Below are 20,823 nucleotides of genomic sequence, written 5' to 3' on the forward strand. Positions count from 1 at the left end.
ATAACAGGGAGACAGGATGTCCGACGTTATCTTGGAAACAAAGCATTTGACCAAGGAATTCAAGGGTTTTACTGCGGTCAATGACGTCAATCTGAAGGTCCAGCGCGGCCACATCCACGCGCTGATTGGCCCCAACGGGGCAGGCAAAACCACATGCTTCAATTTGCTGACCAAGTTCCTGGTGCCGACCTCGGGCCAGATCCTGTTCAACGGCAATGACATTACGGCCGCCCGGCCGGCCCAGATCGCGCGCATGGGCGTGATCCGTTCGTTCCAGATTTCCGCTGTGTTTCCGCACCTTACGGTGTTGCAGAATGTCCGCATAGGCTTGCAGCGCCAGCTCGGCACCAGCTTCTTTTTCTGGCAAAGCGAACGGGCGCTGGACCGGCTCAACGAGCGCGCCATGCAGCTGCTGGCGGAAGTCGATCTGACCGAGTTCGCCGACACCATCACCGTCGATATGCCATACGGCCGCAAGCGCGCGCTGGAAATCGCCACCACGCTGGCGATGGAGCCGGAGCTGATGCTGCTGGATGAGCCGACGCAGGGCATGGGCCATGAAGACGTTCACCGCGTCACCGAGTTGATCAAAAAAGTCTCGGCCGGCCGCACGATTTTGATGGTCGAACACAATATGAAAGTGGTGTCCGGCATCTGCGACAAGATTTCGGTGTTGCAGCGCGGCGCGATGCTAGCCGAAGGCTCGTATGCCGCGGTGTCCAGCAACCCGCAGGTGATGGAAGCTTACATGGGCACGGAAGCGGCAGTGCTGGAAGGAGCGCACTGATGACGGCCGCGCTGGAAATCTCCAACCTGCAGGCGTGGTACGGCGAATCGCACATCCTGCACAACGTCAACATGTCGGTGCAGCCGGGCGAAGTGGTGACGCTGCTTGGCCGCAACGGCGCCGGTCGCACCACCACGCTGCGCGCGATCATGGGCCTGACCGGCGCGCGCAAGGGCTCGATCAAGGTGAACGGCGCGGAAGCGATCGGCCTGCAGACGCATAAGATCGCCCACCTCGGCATCGGCTATTGCCCGGAAGAGCGCGGCATTTTTTCGTCGCTGTCGACCGAGGAAAACCTGATGCTGCCGCCGCAGTTGAACGGCGCGGACAAGGGCATGTCGGTGGCGGAAATCTACGCCATGTTTCCCAATCTGGAGGAACGCAGACATAGTCAGGGCACGCGGCTGTCCGGCGGCGAGCAGCAGATGCTGGCCGTCGCGCGCATCCTGCGCACCGGCGCGCGCCTGCTGCTGCTGGATGAAATCTCGGAAGGCCTGGCGCCGGTGATCGTGCAGGGGCTGGCGCGGATGATTACCACGCTCAAATCCAAGGGCTACACGATTGTGATGGTGGAACAGAATTTCCGGTTTGCCGCACCGCTGGCAGACCGGTTTTATGTGATGGAACATGGGCAGATTGTGGAGACCTTTGTTGCATCGGAGTTGAACGCCAAGATGCCGGTGTTGAACGAGCTTCTCGGTGTTTAAAAATAACAACCACGGTAGGAGACGAACAATGAAAATCAAAGCCATCACCCTTGCAGCCGCCGCGTGCGTATCGTCCATTGCATGCTTCTCCGCCCAGGCGCAGATTTCCAATGACACCATCAAGATCGGCCTGATCACCGACATGTCCGGCCTGTACACCGACATCGACGGCGCCGGCGGCGCCGAAGCCATCAAGATGGCGATTGCCGATGCGGGCGGCAGTATCAACGGCAAGAAGATCGAATTCATTTCTGCCGACCACCAGAACAAGGCCGACATCGCCGCCTCCAAGGCGCGCGAGTGGTTCGACCAGCAGGGCGTCGATATGCTGATCGGCGGCACCAACTCCGGCGCCAATCTCGCCATGGCAAAGGTGGCGGCCGAGAAGAAAAAAGTCTTCATCTCGATCGGCGCCGGCTCGGCCCGCTTGACCAACGAAGAGTGCTCGCCGTACACGGTGCACTACGCCTACGACACCATCGCGCTGGCGCGCGGCACTGGCGGCGCCATCGTCAAGCAGGGCGGCAAGAGCTGGTATTTCATGACCGCCGACTATGCCTTCGGCCAGTCGCTGGAAAAAGATACGTCCGAGGTGGTGAAGGCGGCCGGCGGCAAGGTGCTGGGCTCGGTCAAACATCCGCTGTCGGCCTCGGACTTCTCGTCCTTCCTGTTGCAGGCGCAATCGTCGGGCGCGCAGATCCTCGGCCTGGCCAATGCCGGCGGCGACGCGATCAACTCGATCAAGGCGGCCAACGAGTTTGGCATTACCAAGAAGATGAAGCTGGCCGGTCTGCTGATCTTCATTAACGACGTGCACTCGCTGGGTCTGAACCTGACGCAGGGTATGTACCTGACCGACGGCTGGTACTGGGATGCCAACGACGACACGCGCGCCTGGTCGAAGCGTTACTTCGCAAAAATGAAGAAGGAGCCGTCGATGCTGCAGGCCGCCGATTACTCGGCCGCCGGCAACTACCTGAAAGCGGTGAAGGCGGTCGGCACCGACGATTCCGACAAGGTGATGGCTTACCTGAAGGCGAACAAGATCAACGACATGTTCACCAAGAACGGCGTGATCCGTCCGGACGGCCGCATGGTGCACGATATGTACCTGATGGAAGTGAAGAAGCCGGCGGAATCAAAGTACCCATGGGACTACTACAAGGTCGTGGCCACCATTCCGGGCGACCAGGCGTACGCCACCAAGGCGGAGACCAAGTGCAGCCTGTGGAAATAAATCACGGTCGCTCCCGCGTCTGCGGGAGCCCATAGTCAGCATGGATTCCCGCAGACGCGGGAATGACGGCTCCTCAACCACCTGAATTACGGATTCCCATGGAAATTTTCGGCTATCCCTTGCCCGTGATTATGAGCCAGCTGCTACTAGGTCTGGGCAACGGCTCGTTCTATGCGATGTTGTCGCTCGGCCTGGCGGTCATCTTCGGCCTGCTCAATGTGATTAACTTTGCCCACGGCGCGTTGTACATGATGGGTGCGTTCCTGGCGTGGATGGGCATTGAATATTGCGGACTCAACTACTGGGCGATGCTGGTGCTGGCGCCGCTGCTGGTGGGCGTGTTCGGCATCGTCATCGAGAAGACCATGCTACGCCATCTGTACAAGCTGGACCACCTGTATGGACTGCTGCTGACCTTCGGCATCACGCTGCTGGTGGAAGGCGTGTTTCGCTCCTTTTATGGCGTCTCCGGCCAGCCATTTCAGACGCCCGAGGCGTTGGCCGGCTCCACCGACCTCGGCTTTATGCTGATGCCGAATTACCGCGCCTGGGTGGTGGTGGCCTCGCTGGTGGTGTGCCTGTCGACCTGGTTCGTGATCGAAAAGACCAAACTGGGCGCTTATCTGCGCGCCGGTACCGAGAATCCCAAGCTGGTGGAAGCGTTCGGCATCAACGTGCCGCTGATGGTGACGCTGACCTATGGCTTCGGCGTCGCTTTGGCGGGCTTTGCAGGCGTTCTGGCGGCTCCAATCATCCAGGTGCAGCCCCTGATGGGTCAGAACCTGATTATCGTCGTATTCGCCGTTGTCGTGATCGGCGGCATGGGGTCGATCATGGGCTCGATCCTGACCGGGCTCGGCTTGGGCGTCATCGAAGGGCTGACCAAAGTGTTCTATCCGGAGTTTTCATCCACCGTGGTGTTCCTGGTGATGGTGGTGGTGCTGCTGCTGCGTCCAGCCGGCTTGTTCGGGAAGGAAAAATGATGAACAAGAAAATCGGCTACCTGATCGCCTTTGCAATCGCCGTGGCGGCGCCGTTTATCGGCTACCCGGTATTCCTGTCCAAGCTGCTGTGCTTTGCGCTGTTTGCCTGCGCCTTCAACCTGCTGATCGGTTTTACCGGCTTGCTGTCGTTCGGCCACGCGGCTTTCTTCGGCGCTGCGGGCTACGTCGCCGGCAATGCGCTGAAGAACTGGGGCTTGCCGTTTGAACTGGGCGTGCTGGCCGGCGTCGCGGCCGCTGCGCTAATCGGGCTGGTGATGGGCGCGCTGGCGATCCGCCGCCAGGGCATCTACTTCTCGATGATTACGCTGGCGCTGGCGCAGATGGTGTATTTCGGCGCGCTGCGGGCAGGGCAGTTCACCGGCGGCGAAGATGGTCTGCAGGGTGTTCCACGTGGACGATTCCTCGGCGTGCTCGACCTCGGCGATGACACCAACCTGTACTTCGTCGTGCTCGGCATCAGCGTGCTGGCGTTTGCGCTGATCCTGCGCACCGTGCATTCGCCGTTCGGCCAGGTACTGAAGGCGATCAAGGAAAATGAACCGCGCGCCATCTCGCTCGGCTACGACGTCGACAAGTACAAGCTGCTGGCCTTCGTGCTGTCGGCCGCGCTGGCCGGCCTGGCGGGCGCCACCAAGACCGTGGTGCTGGGTTTCGAAACCTTGACCGATGTCCATTGGACGATGTCCGGTCTGGTTATCCTGATGACGCTGGTTGGCGGCATGGGAACGCTGGCCGGTCCGATGCTCGGCGCGATCATCATCGTCATGCTGGAAAACAAACTGGGCGACTGGGGTACGCTGTTGGCCAACGTCACCGGCATCGAGTGGTTTAACACCATCGGCGAAGCGGTCAACATGGTGGTTGGCCTGATCTTCATTATTTGTGTGCTGTTGTTCCGGCGCGGGATTATTGGTGAGTTCATTGCGCTGGCCGGGAAGAAGAAACCAGTGTGAGGAAACCATGCAAAGCAAAACGATTGTGCTGGCGCTGGCCAGCATCGCAGTCACCGCCTGCGGTTCGCACCATCATCACGATGAGCGCGAAGACCTGAACACCAAGCCGAGTTATCTCGGCGCCATCAGCAGCATCAGCTACGACGGCGTCAGCGACGATCTGCTGACCGCCGGCCTCGGCAAGACAGGACTGGCCGGCGCCACGCCGGCCTATGCCGACCCCAACAATCCCACCGCCCCGGAACTGCGCCGTAACGCCATCTACGCCAATTACCGGGCGGTGCTGGATATCGCCGCCAATAGCGGCTACGGCACGCTGTACGGCCCCAACGTCGATGCCAAGGGTGTGGTGGGCAGCGGCGAGGGCAAGGTCGCTGGCGTCGAATACATCGCCTATGCCGATGATGGCAGCGGCAACCAGAACGTGACCTTGATGGTGCAGGTGCCGGCGGGCTTCGACATAAAGAATCCCTGCATCGTTACCGGTACGTCGAGCGGCTCGCGCGGGATTTACGGCGCCATCGGCAGCTCTGGGGAGTGGGGACTGAAGAACAACTGCGCCGTGGCCTACGCCGATAAGGGCAGCGGCACCGGCCTCTATACCTTCGACGACGATGGCGTGAACTTGCAGAACGGGGTGCGCGCCACGCGCATTGCGGCGGGCAAGAACGCCAGCTTCGCGCCGGTGCTGACCGATGCCGAGCGAGCGGCGTTTGCGGCGGCTTATCCGGGACGCGTAGCGTTCAAGCACGCCCACTCGCAGCAGAATCCGGAAAAGGACTGGGGCAAAGTCACCTTGCAGGCGGTGGAGTTTGCCTTCTACGTGCTCAACGAAAAGTACGGCGCGCTGGCGCGGGATAACACCAGCCACATCGTCATGCTGACGCCGAAGAATACGATCACGATCGCCTCCAGCATTTCCAATGGGGCAGGCTCGGCGTTGCTGGCGGCGGAGCAGGACAGCAAGGGATTGATCTCCGGCGTGGCCGCCAGCGAGCCGCAGATCCAGCCCAAGTCCAGTGGCGGCTACACGGTGCGGCAGGGCGCGGCGGCGGTGACGGGGCAGGGCAAGGCGCTGTTCGATTACTCGACCTATGCCGCGTTGTACCAGCCCTGCATCGCCTCCACAGCGGCGGCGCCAGGCCGCTGCACGGCGCTGGTGTCGCGCGGCCTGCTGAGCGGCGCCGATCTGACGGCGCAGCAGACCGACGCCAAGGCCCGGCTGAAAGCGTACGGCTGGCTGCCGGATTCCGATGTGCTGCAGGCGGCGCATGCGGGCACCAACATCCTGGTGGCGGTGACCTACGCTTACGCCTACGGCAAATTTTCTGTGACGGATAAAGTCTGCGGTTTCACATTTGCGCCGACCGATGCGAGCGGCGTGCCGGTGTCCTTTACCGCCGCGCAGAAAGCCAGCAGCTTTGCCACGCAGAACGGCATTATCGGCAACGTGGTGTATGAGGATTCGGTGGGCGGGGCGAGGGCGTATAACTTCGGCGTGTCGCCGGTGAGCGGGATTGCGGATCAGTCGCTGGATGGTTTTCTGTGTCTGCGCTCGCTGGCAACGGGGACGGATGCGGTGACTGGCGCGCCGCTGACCGGAACGTTGGCGGCGCAGAGCACGCGCGTGCGCGCTGGTGTGGCAGAGGTGGCGGCCAGTGGCAATCTGAAGGGCAAGCCGGCCATCATCGTGCAGGGACGCAGCGATACGCTGATACCGGTGAATTTTGCTTCGCGTGCGTATGTGGGCTTGAATGCGTCGGTAGAGGGCAGTGCGAGCAAGCTGCGTTATATCGAGGTGACCAATGCCAATCACTTCGACTCGTTTGCCAATGCGCTGCCGGCGAATATCGTGCCGCTGCATGTGTACCTGTTCCGCGCGCTGGATGCGATGCTGGCCAACCTGCGCAGCAGCGCGACCGCCTTGCCGCCATCGCAGGTGGTGCGGACGGTGACGCGGGCGGATAACACCACCGCGATTACCGTCGCCAATGTGCCGCCGTTCGCCGCAACCCCAACGCCGGCGAACTCGATCGCTATCAGTGGCACGACAATTACAGTGCCTGATTGAGCGGCGCAGCCGACCCCGGTAGGTCGGGGTCAGACCCGTACGGGGTCTGACCCCTGCGACTCGCCGTGCGGGGTAAAACTTACAGCGCCGATGCATAGATAGCGCGCGCATCCTCCCGCGTCACGAGGCGCGGGTTATTGCCGAGTAACCGGGTCTGAAGCATGGCGTCATCCGCCAGCCGATCCAGATCCGTCTCCTTGATTCCGACCTGCTGCAACGTCCGCTCAATGCCCGTTACGGTAGCGATTTGTTGCATCGCAACAGCCAATGCCTCCGCCCTCGCCTCGGCCGAGCCGCTGGCTGCCGGCACTACAATCTCCGCCAGCTCCGCATAAAGCCCGGCCGCTTCCGGCGCATTGAAGCGCAGCACATGCGGCAACACCAGCGAATTCGACAGCCCATGTGGCACGTGAAAAATACCGCCGATTGGATACGCCAGCGCATGCACCGCTGCCACCGGCGCATTGGAAAATGCCTGTCCCGCCAGCATTGCTCCCAGAAGCATGGCCTGCCGCGCCGCCAGGTTCTTGCCGTCCTCACAGGCCGTAATCAGGTTGGCCGACAGCAGCCCCAGCGCCTTGCGAGCCAGCACATCGGACAGCGGATTCTTTTTATGTCGGGTAGTGTAGGCTTCGATGGCATGCACCATTGCATCAATCCCGGTGGCCGCAGTTACCTGCGGCGGCAGTCCGAGCGTCAGCTCTGCATCCAGCAATGCCAGATCGGCATAGAGTTGCGGCGCGACCACGCCCATCTTTGTGGTAGCCCCAGTCGTCACAATCGCGATATTGGTCACCTCCGAACCGGTGCCGGCGGTGGTGGGAATCTGCACCAGCGGCAGCCGCGTTCCCTTCACATTGCCGATCCCGTAGATCGCCTCGATGGGCTGCTCGCTGTCGGTCAGCACCGCAATCAGCTTGGCCACATCCATTGAACTGCCACCACCCAAGCCAATGACGATGTCAGCCCGGAACGCCCGCGCCGCGCCAACCGCCTCCAGTACCACCACCTCCGGCGGGTCCGCCACCACCTTGGAATACACCTCCACTGCCAGTCCCGCAGCCCGCAGGCTGGCCGCCGGTGCATCGACTAGCCCGGTCTTCAGGAAGCCTGGATCGGTGACCAACAGAGCGCGCCGGGCATCGGGAAAGCGCTGGGCGATGTGCTCGCCGAGGCGCGCAGCAGCGCCCAACTCGGAAACGATATGGGCCACGGTGCTGAAAGAAAAGGCAGGGAAGTCAGTCATGACGGCGTCCGTTCAGTAGTGAGTTCGTCGTCTAGCTTACCCCAAGCCATGCTGCATGCGCATAAGCTGGCGCAGATTTCTTCCGTACAATAGAGCCTTTGCACGTTACAGGTGGCGGGAATGATGGTGGACTTCTGGGTGTTAGGAATTGCTGCGTTCGGCGCAGGGCTGGTCGATGCGGTGGTTGGGGGAGGCGGGCTGATCCAGCTCCCGACCATGTTCACGGTGTTCCCCAACATGGCGCCAGCCACGCTAATCGGCACCAACAAGCTGGCCAGCATCTTCGGCACCAGCGTTGCGGCGGTCAGCTATGCGCGCCGGGTGGCGATTGCCTGGTCGGTGGCGACGCCCGCTGCACTGGCGGCGCTGGTATTTGCCTTCTTCGGTGCCTACACCGTTACCCACGTCTCGGCCGACTTCATGCGCACCGCGCTGCCGGTGGTGCTGGTGCTGGTGGCTATCTACACCTTCGCCAAGAAGGACTTCGGTAGCGTGCATGCGCCGGTCCACTCGGGCGCCAAGGAACAGTCGCTGGCGCTGGTGGTCGGTGCCGCCATCGGTTTCTATGACGGCTTTTTCGGTCCGGGTACCGGTAGCTTCCTGGTGTTCCTGTTCGTACGTGTGTTCGGGTTCGACTTCCTGGGCGCGTCGGCGGTGGCCAAGGTGGTCAACGTGGCGTGCAACTTCGCCGGCCTGGTGTGGTTCGGCTACGCCGGACACCTGATCTGGCAGCTGGGCTTGACCATGGCTGTGTGCCAGATCGCCGGCTCGTTGATCGGCTCGCGCATGGCGATGAAGCATGGCAGCGGCTTCGTCCGCAAGCTGTTCCTGGTGGTGGTGTCGGTACTGATCGTCAAAACTGGCTACGACGCATGGCTGCGGTGGTGATAACCTGGTGACACTGTTCCACGTGAAACAATAGAAAAAGGGCACTTGGCAACTCACCAAGTGCCCTTTTTTCATTGTTTCACGTGGAACACAGCCAACAATATTTTTGCCTAAAAAAGTCGCAGCACCAAAAAAACTCTATAATCTGACCTTGATCCCCTTCGCTTTAAATTCTCCACCATGCTATTTCCTACGAAATTCGACGTCATCGTTGTCGGCGGTGGTCATGCCGGTACCGAAGCTGCACTCGCTTCTGCCCGCATGGGCCAGAAGACGCTGCTGCTCACCCACAACATTGAGACGCTGGGTCAGATGTCGTGCAATCCCTCCATCGGCGGTATCGGCAAAGGCCATCTGGTCAAAGAAGTCGATGCGCTGGGCGGCGCCATGGCGATCGCTACCGATGAATCGGGTATCCAGTTCCGCATCTTGAATTCCTCCAAAGGTCCGGCCGTGCGTGCCACGCGCGCGCAGGCCGACCGTATCCTGTACAAGGCCGCCATCCGTGAGCGCCTGGAAAACCAGCCTAATCTGTGGCTGTTCCAGCAGGCAGTGGACGACCTGATCGTGGAGGGCGACCGCGTGGTCGGCGCCGTCACCCAGATCGGCCTGAAGTTCCTGGCGCCAGCCGTGGTGCTGACTGCCGGCACCTTCCTCGACGGTAAGATCCACGTCGGCCTGAACAGCTACTCCGGTGGCCGCGCCGGCGATCCGCCTGCCGTGTCGCTGTCCGCGCGCCTGAAAGAACTGAAGCTGCCGCAAGGCCGCCTGAAGACCGGCACGCCGCCGCGCATCGACGGCCGCAGCATCGACTTCACGCAAATGACGGAGCAGCCGGGCGACCTCAACCCGGTGCCGGTGTTCTCGGTGATGGGCAATGCCGCCATGCACCCTGAGCAAATGCCGTGCTGGATCACCCACACCAACCAGCAAACCCACGACATCATTCGTGGCGGCCTGGACCGTAGCCCGATGTACACTGGGGTGATCGAAGGCGTCGGCCCGCGTTATTGCCCGTCGATCGAAGACAAAATCCACCGCTTCGCGTCCAAGGAATCGCACCAGATTTTCCTGGAACCGGAAGGCCTGACCACGCACGAATTCTATCCAAACGGCATTTCCACCAGCTTGCCGTTCGACGTGCAGATCGCGCTGGTGCGCTCGATGAAAGGCCTGGAAAACGCCCACATCCTGCGTCCAGGCTATGCGATTGAATACGACTATTTCGACCCGCGCGGCCTGAAAGCCTCGCTGGAAACCAAGGCCATCAACGGCCTGTTCTTCGCCGGCCAGATCAACGGCACCACGGGTTACGAAGAGGCGGCGGCGCAGGGCTTGCTGGCCGGCGTCAACGCCGCGCTGCAAACCCAGGGCCGCGAAGCCTGGACCCCAGCCCGTTCTGAGGCCTATCTGGGCGTGATGGTGGACGACCTGGTTACGCAAGGCGTGATGGAGCCGTACCGCATGTTCACCAGCCGCGCGGAGTACCGCCTGAGCCTGCGCGAAGACAACGCCGACATGCGCCTGACCGAAATCGGCCGCAAGCTGGGCGTGATCGGCGATGCGCAGTGGGAAGCCTTCGACCGCAAGCGCGAGTCGGTTGGCCGCGAACTGGAGCGGCTGCGCTCCACGTGGGTGAACCCGCGCATCCTGGAAGCGGCCGAATCCGAACGCGTGATTGGCCAGGCTATCGAGCGCGAGTATTCGCTGGCCGACCTGCTGCGCCGCCCGGGCGTTGCCTACGACACGCTGATGACGCTCAAAGGTACTGACGGCCGCGAGCTGGCAGGTCCGGGCGAGACCGACGAAGCGGTCAAGGAACAGATCGAAATTCAGCTCAAATATTCGGGCTATATCGACCGTCAGACCAAGGAAGTCGAGCGCCATGAGCACTACGAAAACCTGAAATTGCCCGAAGGTTTCAGCTACCTGGACATCACCGCATTGTCGGTAGAAGTGCGCCAGAAACTGCACGCGCAGCGTCCGGAAACGCTGGGCCAGGCATCGCGTATTTCCGGTGTGACGCCGGCGGCGATTTCGCTGCTGCTGGTGCACCTGAAGAAGGCCGGTTTCGGCGGTTTTTTGAATAAAGAAGAGGCAGCTTAATGAAGGTGTTTGACCGCAGTGTAGTAGCGGATGTTTTGAAACAAGGCATCAAGCAGCTGCCCTTGCAGCTGCGCGAGGAACAGGTAGAAAAGCTGCTGGACTACCTGGCCCTGCTGAACAAGTGGAATTCGGTGTACAACCTGACCTCGGTGCGCGACCCCATGGAAATGGTCAAGCTGCACCTGCTGGACTCGCTGGCGGCAGTGCCGGCGTTCGCGGGCGCGGCCAATGTGCTGGACGTTGGGGCAGGGGGCGGCTTGCCGGGCATGGTGCTGGCGATCAGCCGGCCGGACATGAAAGTGTCGATGATCGACACGGTGCACAAGAAGACAGCCTTCCTCAACCAGGTGAAGGCGGAGCTGGAACTGGGCAATGTAACGGTGTACACCAGGAAGGTGCAGGAACTGGAAGTGAAGACCAAGTTCGACGTCATCACCTCGAGGGCCTTCGCAGACTTGTCGGACTTCGTCACCTGGTCCGGGCACCTGTTGGCGGACGGCGGGCAGTTTATCGCCTTGAAAGGCACGGCCCCGGCAGAGGAGCGAGAGCGACTTCCGGCACCATGGAAAGTGCAGAAACTGGAGCCTTTGGCGGTGCCGGGGCTGGACGCAGAACGCCACCTGGTATTCATCCAGGCTGATGAAAACGCAGAAATAGTATAAACGGTTTATACGATATAAATGGTTTATATCATATGAATAGTATAAATCGTTTATATCGTTTATACCGTATAAATCAAAAGCATCAACACACATAAGAATTACATGGCAAAAATTTTTTGCGTAGCAAATCAAAAGGGCGGCGTAGGCAAGACCACTACCACAGTCAACCTGGCCGCCGGTCTGGCCAAACTGGATCAGCGCGTATTGCTGGTCGATCTCGACCCGCAGGGCAATGCCACCATGGGCGCCGGCATCAACAAGGCGGGCCTGCCTTCATCGACGTATGAAGTGTTGCTTGGCACCGCCGACGTGGCCACCGCGCGCCAGCGTTCGGAGCCGGGCCACTTCGACGTGCTGCCGTCCAACCGCGAGCTGGCCGGCGCCGAAGTCGAGATGGTGGAACTGGACAACCGCGAACGCCGCCTGAAGGAAGCGCTGGCGGCTGTGGACAAGGAGTACGATTTCATTCTGATCGACTGCCCGCCGGCGCTGTCGATGCTGACGCTGAACGGCCTGTGCGCTGCACACGGCGTGATCATCCCGATGCAGTGCGAGTACTATGCGCTGGAAGGCTTGTCCGACCTGGTCAACACCATCAAGAAGGTGCACGCCAACCTGAACCCGGACCTGAAGATCATCGGCCTGCTGCGCGTGATGTTCGATCCGCGCATGACGCTGTCGCAGCAGGTGTCGGCGCAGCTGGAGCAGCACTTCGGCGACAAAGTCTTCAAGACCATCATCCCGCGCAACGTGCGCCTGGCGGAAGCGCCGTCGTACGGCGTACCGGGCGTCACCTTCGATCCGGCCTCCAAGGGCGCGCAGGCGTATATCGCCTTCGGCGCCGAGATGGTCAAACGCATCAAGAAAATGTAAGGCATAGGCAGGCACATACATGGCAACTAAAAAATTCAAAGGCCTGGGTCGCGGCCTGGACGCGCTGCTCGGCGGCGATAGCGACTTGACCACGGCGGACGCCAACACGCCGTCCGAACTGCCGGTGAGCAAAATGCAGGCTGGTAAATATCAGCCGCGCACCCGCATGGACGAAGGTGGCCTGCAGGAGCTGGCCGCCTCGATCAAAACCCAGGGCATCATGCAGCCTATCCTCGTGCGTCCGGTGGGCAAGGACAAATACGAGATCATCGCCGGCGAACGCCGCTTCCGCGCCGCCCAGCTGGCCGGACTGGACACGCTGCCGGTGCTGGTGCGCGATGTCGACGACCAGGCCGCCGCCGCCATGGCGCTGATCGAGAACATGCAGCGCGAGGACCTGAATCCGCTGGAAGAGGCGCAGGGCATCCACCGCCTGATCACCGACTTCAGCTTCACCCACGAGCAGGCGGCCACGGCAGTCGGCCGCTCGCGCAGCGCGGTGTCCAACCTGCTGCGCCTGATGAACCTGGCGTCGCCGGTGCAAACCATGCTGATGGCCGGCGATATCGACATGGGCCACGCGCGCGCGCTGCTGTCGGTCGACGCCGCCACCCAGATCAACCTCGCCAACATGGTGGTTGCCAAAAGATTATCGGTGCGCGAAACCGAGAAGCTGGTCACCAAAACCTTGGAAGAACTGCAAGCCTCGCCAAAAGAAGCACGCGCGAAAGAAAAATCCGGCGACATCGCGCGCCTGGAAGAAGAGCTGTCCGACAAGCTGGCCACGCCGGTGGTGTTCAAGATGGGCGCCAAAGGCCGCGGTCAGATGATCATCGACTTTGCCGATCTCGACATCCTCGACGGAGTCCTCGCCCGCCTGCGCGCCTAAACCCGAAGTTCTAACTTGGTGCAATGACAGCGGAAATGTTTCTAAAAGCGTCTCATTCGTGCACTAAATGCTCTGCTGCGGTGCAGCATGTTTGACGCGATACATGAAAGACACATATAATCACGCGTCTTTGGGGTTTAATCGGTTTTTAAGGAGGCTCGCAGTGAGTAATTCGACGAGCATTTCCAAGCCGGTGTTCCGAGTCGTCGCCCTCCAGCTGGCCATCGCCACTGGGTTCGCCTTGCTCACCTGGAATATAGGTGGCGTAATCAAAGCTTGGTCGGCCGCCTATGGCGGAGCAATCGCAGTCATCGGGAGTCTGATGTACGCGATGATTGTTGCGGGCGGAACAAATGACGCCAAAAAAGCCTTCCGCGCGCATGTGCGCGCCGAGGTGACAAAAATATTTATCACGGTAGTGCTGTTTATCGTCGCACTAGCGTTGTTTCAGTCGGCCTCATGGTTATGGCTGATCTTGGGTTTCGCGGTGTCAACTTTCGCTTACTGGCTGGCATTGCTCGCAATTTAATCACCAAAATCTTATATTTTTATGACCACTGAACACGTAGGGCACGAAGCGCCCACCAATATCGAGTACATTCAGCACCACTTGAGCCACCTGAAATCGGCCGACGGCGCCTTTAACCTGGACACGTTCTGGGTTTCGGCCATTCTGGGCCTGGTGTTCCTGGGGGTGTTCTACATGGCCAGCCGCCGCGCCACCGCCGGCGTGCCGGGCAAGCTGCAAAACTTCGTCGAAGCCGTGATGGAACTGGTCAACGAAGTGGTCAATTCGGCCTTCCACGCCAAGAGCAAGGTCATCGCCCCGCTGGCGATCACCATTTTCTGCTGGGTTTGGCTGATGAACGCCATGGACTTCCTGCCGGTCGACCTGCTGCCTAAGCTGCTGTCGTTCGTCGGCGTCCACAAGCTGCGCGTCGTGCCAACCGCCGACGTCAACCACACTTTCGGCATGTCGTTCGGCGTCATGCTGTGCATTATTGGTTTCTCGATCAAAGCCAAGGGTCTGGGCGGCTGGGGTAAAGAGCTGCTGACCGCGCCGTTCCACGCGCATGGCTTCATGGCCATCGTGCTGGCGCCGGTCAACCTGGCCTTCCAGCTGATCGAGTTGCTGGCCAAGCCACTGTCGCTGTCGCTGCGTTTGTTCGGCAATATGTATGCCGGCGAACTGCTGTTCATTCTGATCGCTCTGCTGCCATGGTGGGCACAGTGGCTGCTCGGTGGTCCGTGGGTGATCTTCCACATTCTGGTGGTGACCCTGCAAGCGTTTGTGTTCATGGCGCTGACGGTTGTGTATCTGGCCATTGCGGTTGAGAAGCACTAAATTTTCGTTTTTAACTTTTTAGTATCTGTAGTCTTTTTTAAATCTTAGGAGAAATTTCAATGCAAGCTCTGATCGCACAAGTACAAAGCATGACCGTTCTGGCAGCCGCTATCATCATCGGCCTGGCCGCTATCGGTACCGCGCTGGGTTTCGCCATTCTGGGCGGTAAATTCCTGGAAGCGTCGGCCCGTCAACCAGAACTGATGCCACAACTGCAAACCAAGCTGTTCGTGATCGCTGGTCTGCTGGATGCGATCTCGATGATCGGCGTTGGTGTTGCTCTGCTGTACACCTTCAGCAACCCATTCCTGGCCGCTCTGCAAACCGTCGCTCAGTAATCTGCTCCACCCTAGGAGAAACTTTTAGTTAGGAGCAAAGGTATGGACATCAATATGTCTCTCATCGGTCAGATGATCACCTTCGCGGTGCTGGTCTGGGTGTCGATGAAGTTCGTATTTCCATCGCTGAATGCAGCGTTGGATGAGCGTGCCAAGCGTATCGCTGATGGTCTGGCCGCTGCCGACCAAGGTCAGCAAGCAATGGTGGTCGCGGAAAAACGCGCCGCCGAAGCGCTGTCCGGTGCACGCGAAGAAGCTTCGCAACGCGTTGCCGACGCTGAAAAGCGCGCGCAACTGGTAGCCGAAGAAATCAAAGCGAATGCACAAGCTGAAGCGGACCGCATCATTGCGCAAGCCAAGGCTGAAGCCGAGCAGCAACTGGCCAAGGCGCGCGAAGCGCTGCGCGCTCAGGTGGCTGACCTGGCTGTGAAGGGCGCCGAGCAAATCCTCAAGCGCGAAGTCAACGCCTCGGCGCACGCCGATCTGTTGTCGCGCCTGGCTGTCGAGCTGTAATCATGGCAGAAAACGCAACCGTCGCCCGTCCCTACGCGGAAGCTTTGTTCCGCGTAGCCCAAGCAGGTAAGGAATCGTTCAACCTCGCGGCGTGGGCCGAACTGGTGGCCGAACTGGCCCAGATCGCATCCCACCCCGAGGTGCAAGCATTCGCCCGCAACCCGAAAGCGTCGGACAGCGATATCGTCGCCGCCTTCAAGGCCCTGGTGAAAACCCCGGTCAGCACGGAAGCCACGAACTTCCTGACGATGCTGGTGGAAAATGGCCGTGTCAGTCTGCTGCCGGAAATCGGCACGCAATTCCTGGCGTTGAAAAACGCCGCGGAAGGCGCCGCAGACGCCGAGATCACCAGCGCCTTCGAGCTCGACGCCGCGCAAGTGAGCACGCTGATCGCAACGCTGGAAAAGAAATTCAGCCGCAAGCTGAACCCGGTCGTGACCGTGGACCCAGCCCTGATCGGTGGTGTACGCGTGGTGGTCGGCGACGAAGTGCTGGACACTTCGGTGCGCGCCAAGCTGCAGCAAATGCGTGTTGCACTGGTCGCTTGAGCTTACCCTCGGCGACCGGCTTAGAACAGATTCTTCATCTCGCGCAAGCTGAGAGAAACACTTTTAGGAGTTAGTATGCAACTCAACCCATCTGAAATCAGCGAGCTGATCAAGAGCCGTATCGAAGGCCTTGATGGTGGCGCTGAAGTACGTAACCAAGGCACGGTGATTTCCGTCGCCGATGGTATCGTCCGTATTCACGGCCTGTCGGACGTGATGCAAGGCGAGATGCTGGAATTCCCAGGCAACACCTTTGGCCTGGCCATGAATCTGGAGCGCGACTCGGTCGGCGCCGTGATCCTGGGTGCTTACGAGCACATCTCGGAAGGCGACACCGTCAAAACCACCGGCCGCATCCTGGAAGTGCCAGTCGGTCCGGAACTGAAAGGCCGCGTGGTCAACGCGCTGGGCCAGCCGATCGACGGCAAAGGCGCAGTCGCTACCCAGCTGACCTCGCCAATCGAAAAGATCGCCCCAGGCGTGATCGCCCGTGAGTCCGTCTCGCAGCCGATGCAGACCGGCCTGAAATCGATCGACGCGATGGTTCCGATCGGCCGTGGCCAGCGCGAGCTGATCATTGGCGACCGCCAGACCGGTAAATCGGCCGTGGCCGTTGATGCGATCATCAACCAAAAAGGCCAGGGTATGACGTGTATCTACGTCGCCATCGGTCAAAAAGCCTCGACCATCAAGAACATCGTGCGCTCGCTGGAAGAGCACGGCGCGCTGGAGTACACCATCGTGGTGGCCGCCTCGGCATCGGAATCGGCTGCCATGCAGTACATTTCGGCCTACTCGGGTTGCACCATGGGCGAATACTTCCGCGACCGCGGTGAAGATGCGCTGATCGTCTACGATGACCTGTCGAAGCAAGCTGTTGCTTACCGTCAGATCTCGCTGCTGCTGCGCCGTCCACCAGGCCGCGAAGCGTATCCAGGCGACGTGTTCTACCTGCACAGCCGTCTGCTGGAACGCGCAGCCCGCGTCAACGCCGACTACGTCGAAGCCTTCACCAAGGGTGAAGTCAAAGGCAAGACCGGTTCGCTGACCGCGCTGCCGATCATCGAAACCCAGGCGGGTGACGTGTCGGCCTTCGTGCCGACCAACGTGATTTCGATTACCGACGGCCAGATCTTCCTGGAAACCTCGCTGTTCAACGCCGGTATCCGTCCTGCGATCAACGCCGGTATCTCGGTGTCGCGCGTGGGTGGTGCTGCTCAGACCAAGGTCATCAAAAACCTGTCGGGCGGTATCCGTACCGATCTGGCCCAGTACCGTGAACTGGCTGCGTTCGCGCAGTTCGCTTCGGACCTGGACGAGTCGACCCGCAAGCAGCTGGACCGCGGCGCCCGCGTGACCGAACTGCTGAAACAGAAACAGTACTCGCCACTGTCGATCTCCCTGATGGCCGCTTCGCTGTTCGCAGTGAACAAGGGCTACCTGGATGATGTCGAAGTCAAGAAAGTGCTGTCGTTCGAAGCCGGCCTGCATGCGTACCTGAAGACCAAACAAGCTGACCTGCTGTCGAAGATTGAAGCGTCGAAGCAACTGGACAAAGACGGCGAAGCAACGCTGTCGGCCGCCATTGCCGACTTCAAGAAATCCGGCGCATTTTAAGGTGCTTGGCGCTTCAGTTCACCCTGGAGCGCCGTCAGCGCAGAAGGAGTAAGGACTCATGGCAGTAGGCAAAGAGATACGTGGCAAGATCAAAAGCGTAGAAAATACGAAGAAGATCACCAAGGCGATGGAAATGGTTGCCGCATCGAAAATGCGCAAAGCGCAGGATCGTATGCGCGCCGCCCGTCCCTACAGTGAGAAAGTTCGTAACATCGCTGCAAATCTGGCCAACGCAAACCCAGAGTACACGCACCCGTTCCTGGCCGATGAGGCCAAGGAAACGGCGAAGGCGATTGGTTTCATCGTGGTCACGACCGACAAGGGTCTGTGCGGCGGCATGAACACCAATATCCTGCGTCTGGTGACGAACAAATCGCGTGAGCTGGAAGCCGCTGGCAACAAGATTGCTGCAGTGGCGATTGGTAATAAAGGTTTGGGTTTCCTGAATCGCGTCGGCGTGCCGGTGGTGGCGCAAGTCACCCAGATCGGCGACACCCCGCACCTGGAAAAACTGATCGGCCCGGTAAAAGTCATGCTGGAGAAGTTCCAGAATGGCGAGGTCGATGCGGTGTACCTGTGCTACACCAAGTTCATCAACACGATGAAACAGGAACCGGTGGTCCAGCAATTGCTGCCGCTGCCGGCTGCAACCAAGCAGGCTGACGCAGGTAATCACAACTGGGATTACATCTACGAGCCGGATGCAGCCACTGTCATCGACGAACTGCTGGAGCGCTATGTAGAAGCGCTGGTGTACCAGTCGGTGGCGGAAAACCTGGCGTCCGAGCAATCGGCGCGGATGGTGGCGATGAAGGCGGCCAGCGACAACGCGGGTAGTGTGATCGGCGAATTGAAGCTGATCTACAACAAGACCCGCCAGGCGGCAATTACCAAAGAACTCTCCGAAATCGTCGCCGGTGCGGCAGCGGTTTAAACGAATTTAACTATATTTGAAGGAACGAACATGGCTGATGGCAAAATCGTTCAGTGTATCGGCGCGGTGGTTGACGTTGAGTTTCCACGCAACGCAATGCCCAAGGTATTTGATGCCTTGAAGATGGAAGGCTCCGAGCTGACGCTGGAAGTACAACAACAACTGGGTGACGGCATCGTGCGTACCATTGCACTGGGTACGTCGGATGGTCTGCGTCGCGGCATGATGATCCAGAACACCGGCAAGCCGATCATGGTGCCAGTCGGTAAGGCAACCCTGGGTCGCATCATGGACGTGCTGGGTAACCCGATCGACGAATGCGGCCCGGTCGCGCACGACCAGATCGCCTCGATCCACCGCGCTCCTCCTGCCTACGACGAACTGTCGCCATCGCAGGACCTGCTGGAAACCGGCATCAAGGTGATTGACCTGGTCTGCCCGTTCGCCAAAGGCGGTAAGGTCGGTCTGTTCGGTGGCGCCGGCGTCGGCAAGACCGTGAACATGATGGAACTGATCAACAACATCGCCAAAGCACACTCGGGTCTGTCCGTGTTTGCCGGCGTGGGCGAGCGTACCCGCGAAGGTAACGACTTCTACCACGAGATGGCCGATGCCAAAGTGGTCGATCTGGAAACCCCGGAAAACTCCAAAGTGGCGATGGTCTACGGTCAGATGAATGAACCACCAGGCAACCGTCTGCGCGTCGCGCTGACCGGTCTGACCATGGCCGAAGCGTTCCGTGATGAAGGCAAAGACGTTCTGTTCTTCGTCGACAACATCTACCGCTTCACGCTGGCCGGTACCGAAGTTTCCGCACTGCTGGGCCGTATGCCTTCCGCCGTGGGTTACCAGCCGACCCTGGCCGAAGAGATGGGCCGTCTGCAAGAGCGCATCACCTCGACCAAAACCGGTTCGATCACCTCGATCCAGGCCGTGTACGTGCCAGCGGATGACTTGACCGACCCGTCGCCAGCGACCACCTTCGGTCACCTGGATTCGACCGTTGTGCTGTCGCGCGACATCGCCTCGCTGGGTATCTACCCTGCGGTGGACCCGCTGGATTCGACCTCGCGTCAGCTGGACCCGCTGGTGGTGGGCCAGGACCACTACGACACCGCCCGCGCCGTGCAGGGTACCCTGCAGCGCTACAAAGAACTGCGTGACATCATCGCGATTCTGGGTATGGACGAACTGGCGCCGGAAGACAAACTGCTGGTCTCGCGCGCACGTAAGATGCAGCGTTTCCTGTCGCAGCCGTTCCACGTTGCTGAAGTATTTACCGGCGCGCCGGGTAAATACGTTTCGCTGAAAGACACGATCAAGGGCTTCAAAATGATCGCGTCGGGCGAACTCGATCACCTGCCAGAGCAAGCGTTCTACATGGTCGGCACGATCGAAGAAGCCATCGAAAAAGCCAAGAAACTCAACTAATTGTTTGAGTTGTTCGCCTCCGCTGTAAAGCGGGGGCGTTCTACCCGATAGGACACACATGGCAAACACTATTCACGTTGACGTGGTTTCGGCAGAGGAGTTGATCTACTCTGGCGAAGCCGAATTCGTCGCGTTGCCGGGTGAGCAGGGCGAGCTGGGTATCTACCCGAAGCACACGCCGCTGATCACCCGCATCCGTCCGGGCGCGGTGCGCATCCAGGTTCCAGGCCAGGCTGAAGAAGAATTCGTCTTCGTCGCCGGCGGCCTGCTGGAAGTGCAGCCTGGCGCGGTGACGGTGCTGGCGGATACCGCGATTCGCGGCAAGGATCTGGACGAAGCCAAAGCATCGGCCGCCAAGAAACGCGCCGAAGAAACGCTGGCCAACAACAGCTCCGGCATCGACTACGCGAAAGCGCAAGCCGAACTGGCAGCGGCCATCGGCCAGCTGGCAGCCATCGCCAAACTGCGCGCGAAGCACTAAGCAACGCAACCCGGTAGCACAGCAAAAAAGGCAGCCTCGGCTTTAATGCAGTTAAGTTAAGCTGGAATTTCACATCGTCATTCCCGCGCAAGCGGGAATCCATAGGACGTTTGCCGGGCAAACGCGGCATGGGTTCCCGCTTGCGCGGGAACGACGGCGCTTAACTTAACGGCATTACAGCCTCGGCTGCCTT

At 60.2% G+C, this 20,823-nt stretch carries 21 protein-coding genes; 20 read left to right on the top strand and 1 reads right to left on the bottom strand.

What is annotated here, in order from left to right; genetic code table 11:
* Positions 1-16 precede the first annotated feature (16 nt).
* The 6 genes from GTP55_RS01390 to GTP55_RS01415 all read left to right on the top strand — a co-directional run bounded on the left by GTP55_RS01390 (position 17) and on the right by GTP55_RS01415 (position 6,759).
* Positions 17-787, top strand: coding sequence for an ABC transporter ATP-binding protein (locus tag GTP55_RS01390; RefSeq protein ID WP_161043205.1), 771 nt, complete (start codon positions 17-19; stop codon positions 785-787).
* Positions 787-1,494 (top strand): ABC transporter ATP-binding protein, encoded by a 708-nt coding sequence (locus tag GTP55_RS01395; protein WP_161043206.1) that lies wholly within the window; start codon positions 787-789, stop codon positions 1,492-1,494. The genes GTP55_RS01390 and GTP55_RS01395 overlap by 1 nt, the downstream gene beginning before the upstream one ends.
* A 28-nt stretch (positions 1,495-1,522) precedes the next feature.
* A complete protein-coding gene (locus tag GTP55_RS01400) occupies positions 1,523-2,731 on the top strand; it encodes an ABC transporter substrate-binding protein (protein ID WP_161043207.1) in 1,209 nt (402 codons plus the stop codon).
* Positions 2,732-2,829: 98 nt separating this feature from the next.
* Positions 2,830-3,714, top strand: a complete 885-nt coding sequence (locus GTP55_RS01405) for a branched-chain amino acid ABC transporter permease (RefSeq protein ID WP_161043208.1) — start codon at positions 2,830-2,832, stop codon at positions 3,712-3,714.
* Positions 3,714-4,688 carry a branched-chain amino acid ABC transporter permease gene (locus GTP55_RS01410; RefSeq protein WP_161043400.1) on the top strand — a complete coding sequence of 325 codons (975 nt, stop codon included), beginning with the start codon at positions 3,714-3,716 and terminating at the stop codon, positions 4,686-4,688. The genes GTP55_RS01405 and GTP55_RS01410 overlap by 1 nt, the downstream gene beginning before the upstream one ends.
* Positions 4,689-4,695: 7 nt before the next feature.
* Complete coding sequence (locus GTP55_RS01415; RefSeq protein WP_161043209.1) at positions 4,696-6,759, top strand: 3-hydroxybutyrate oligomer hydrolase family protein; 2,064 nt, start codon at positions 4,696-4,698, stop codon at positions 6,757-6,759.
* A gap of 79 nt (positions 6,760-6,838) precedes the next feature.
* Here the strand turns inward: GTP55_RS01415 and GTP55_RS01420 are convergent, their stop codons facing one another.
* Positions 6,839-8,005 carry an iron-containing alcohol dehydrogenase gene (locus GTP55_RS01420; RefSeq protein WP_161043210.1) on the bottom strand — a complete coding sequence of 389 codons (1,167 nt, stop codon included), beginning with the start codon at positions 8,003-8,005 and terminating at the stop codon, positions 6,839-6,841.
* A 123-nt stretch (positions 8,006-8,128) separates the two neighbouring features.
* Here GTP55_RS01420 and GTP55_RS01425 point away from each other — a divergent pair, with 123 nt between their 5' ends.
* The 14 genes from GTP55_RS01425 to GTP55_RS01490 all read left to right on the top strand — a co-directional run bounded on the left by GTP55_RS01425 (position 8,129) and on the right by GTP55_RS01490 (position 20,630).
* Positions 8,129-8,893, top strand: a complete 765-nt coding sequence (locus GTP55_RS01425) for a sulfite exporter TauE/SafE family protein (protein WP_161043401.1) — start codon at positions 8,129-8,131, stop codon at positions 8,891-8,893.
* 180 nt (positions 8,894-9,073) lie between these two features.
* Positions 9,074-10,999, top strand: coding sequence for a tRNA uridine-5-carboxymethylaminomethyl(34) synthesis enzyme MnmG (gene mnmG / locus GTP55_RS01430; protein ID WP_161043211.1), 1,926 nt, complete (start codon positions 9,074-9,076; stop codon positions 10,997-10,999).
* Positions 10,999-11,661: a 16S rRNA (guanine(527)-N(7))-methyltransferase RsmG gene (gene rsmG / locus GTP55_RS01435; protein WP_161043212.1), complete on the top strand. Its 663-nt coding sequence runs from the start codon at positions 10,999-11,001 to the stop codon at positions 11,659-11,661. Before mnmG ends, rsmG begins: the two co-directional genes overlap by 1 nt.
* A gap of 102 nt (positions 11,662-11,763) precedes the next feature.
* Positions 11,764-12,534: a ParA family protein gene (locus GTP55_RS01440; protein ID WP_161043213.1), complete on the top strand. Its 771-nt coding sequence runs from the start codon at positions 11,764-11,766 to the stop codon at positions 12,532-12,534.
* Positions 12,535-12,553: 19 nt separating this feature from the next.
* Positions 12,554-13,423 carry a ParB/RepB/Spo0J family partition protein gene (locus GTP55_RS01445; protein WP_161043214.1) on the top strand — a complete coding sequence of 290 codons (870 nt, stop codon included), beginning with the start codon at positions 12,554-12,556 and terminating at the stop codon, positions 13,421-13,423.
* Positions 13,424-13,586: 163 nt separating this feature from the next.
* Positions 13,587-13,952, top strand: a complete 366-nt coding sequence (locus GTP55_RS01450) for an ATP synthase subunit I (protein WP_371868270.1) — start codon at positions 13,587-13,589, stop codon at positions 13,950-13,952.
* A 21-nt stretch (positions 13,953-13,973) separates the two neighbouring features.
* Positions 13,974-14,768 carry a F0F1 ATP synthase subunit A gene (gene atpB / locus GTP55_RS01455; RefSeq protein ID WP_161043215.1) on the top strand — a complete coding sequence of 265 codons (795 nt, stop codon included), beginning with the start codon at positions 13,974-13,976 and terminating at the stop codon, positions 14,766-14,768.
* 59 nt (positions 14,769-14,827) lie between these two features.
* Positions 14,828-15,106, top strand: a complete 279-nt coding sequence (gene atpE / locus GTP55_RS01460) for a F0F1 ATP synthase subunit C (protein ID WP_072782978.1) — start codon at positions 14,828-14,830, stop codon at positions 15,104-15,106.
* Between the two features lie 42 nt (positions 15,107-15,148).
* Entirely contained in the window at positions 15,149-15,619 is a 471-nt protein-coding gene (locus GTP55_RS01465) for a F0F1 ATP synthase subunit B (protein WP_110846056.1), read from the top strand.
* A 2-nt stretch (positions 15,620-15,621) separates the two neighbouring features.
* Complete coding sequence (locus GTP55_RS01470; RefSeq protein ID WP_161043216.1) at positions 15,622-16,167, top strand: F0F1 ATP synthase subunit delta; 546 nt, start codon at positions 15,622-15,624, stop codon at positions 16,165-16,167.
* A 75-nt stretch (positions 16,168-16,242) separates the two neighbouring features.
* The gene (gene atpA / locus GTP55_RS01475; protein WP_161043217.1) at positions 16,243-17,784 is read left to right on the top strand and encodes a F0F1 ATP synthase subunit alpha; all 1,542 of its coding nucleotides are present in this window, start codon (positions 16,243-16,245) and stop codon (positions 17,782-17,784) included.
* Positions 17,785-17,842: 58 nt separating this feature from the next.
* Positions 17,843-18,718, top strand: coding sequence for a F0F1 ATP synthase subunit gamma (gene atpG, locus GTP55_RS01480; protein WP_110846059.1), 876 nt, complete (start codon positions 17,843-17,845; stop codon positions 18,716-18,718).
* Positions 18,719-18,748: 30 nt separating this feature from the next.
* On the top strand, positions 18,749-20,149 hold the full coding sequence (gene atpD / locus GTP55_RS01485) for a F0F1 ATP synthase subunit beta (protein WP_110846060.1): 1,401 nt from the start codon (positions 18,749-18,751) through the stop codon (positions 20,147-20,149).
* A 58-nt stretch (positions 20,150-20,207) separates the two neighbouring features.
* Entirely contained in the window at positions 20,208-20,630 is a 423-nt protein-coding gene (locus tag GTP55_RS01490) for a F0F1 ATP synthase subunit epsilon (RefSeq protein ID WP_110846061.1), read from the top strand.
* Positions 20,631-20,823: the final 193 nt, after the last annotated feature.

This window comes from Duganella margarita, from assembly GCF_009857535.1.
Taxonomy (GTDB): Bacteria; Pseudomonadota; Gammaproteobacteria; order Burkholderiales; family Burkholderiaceae_D; genus Rugamonas; species Rugamonas margarita.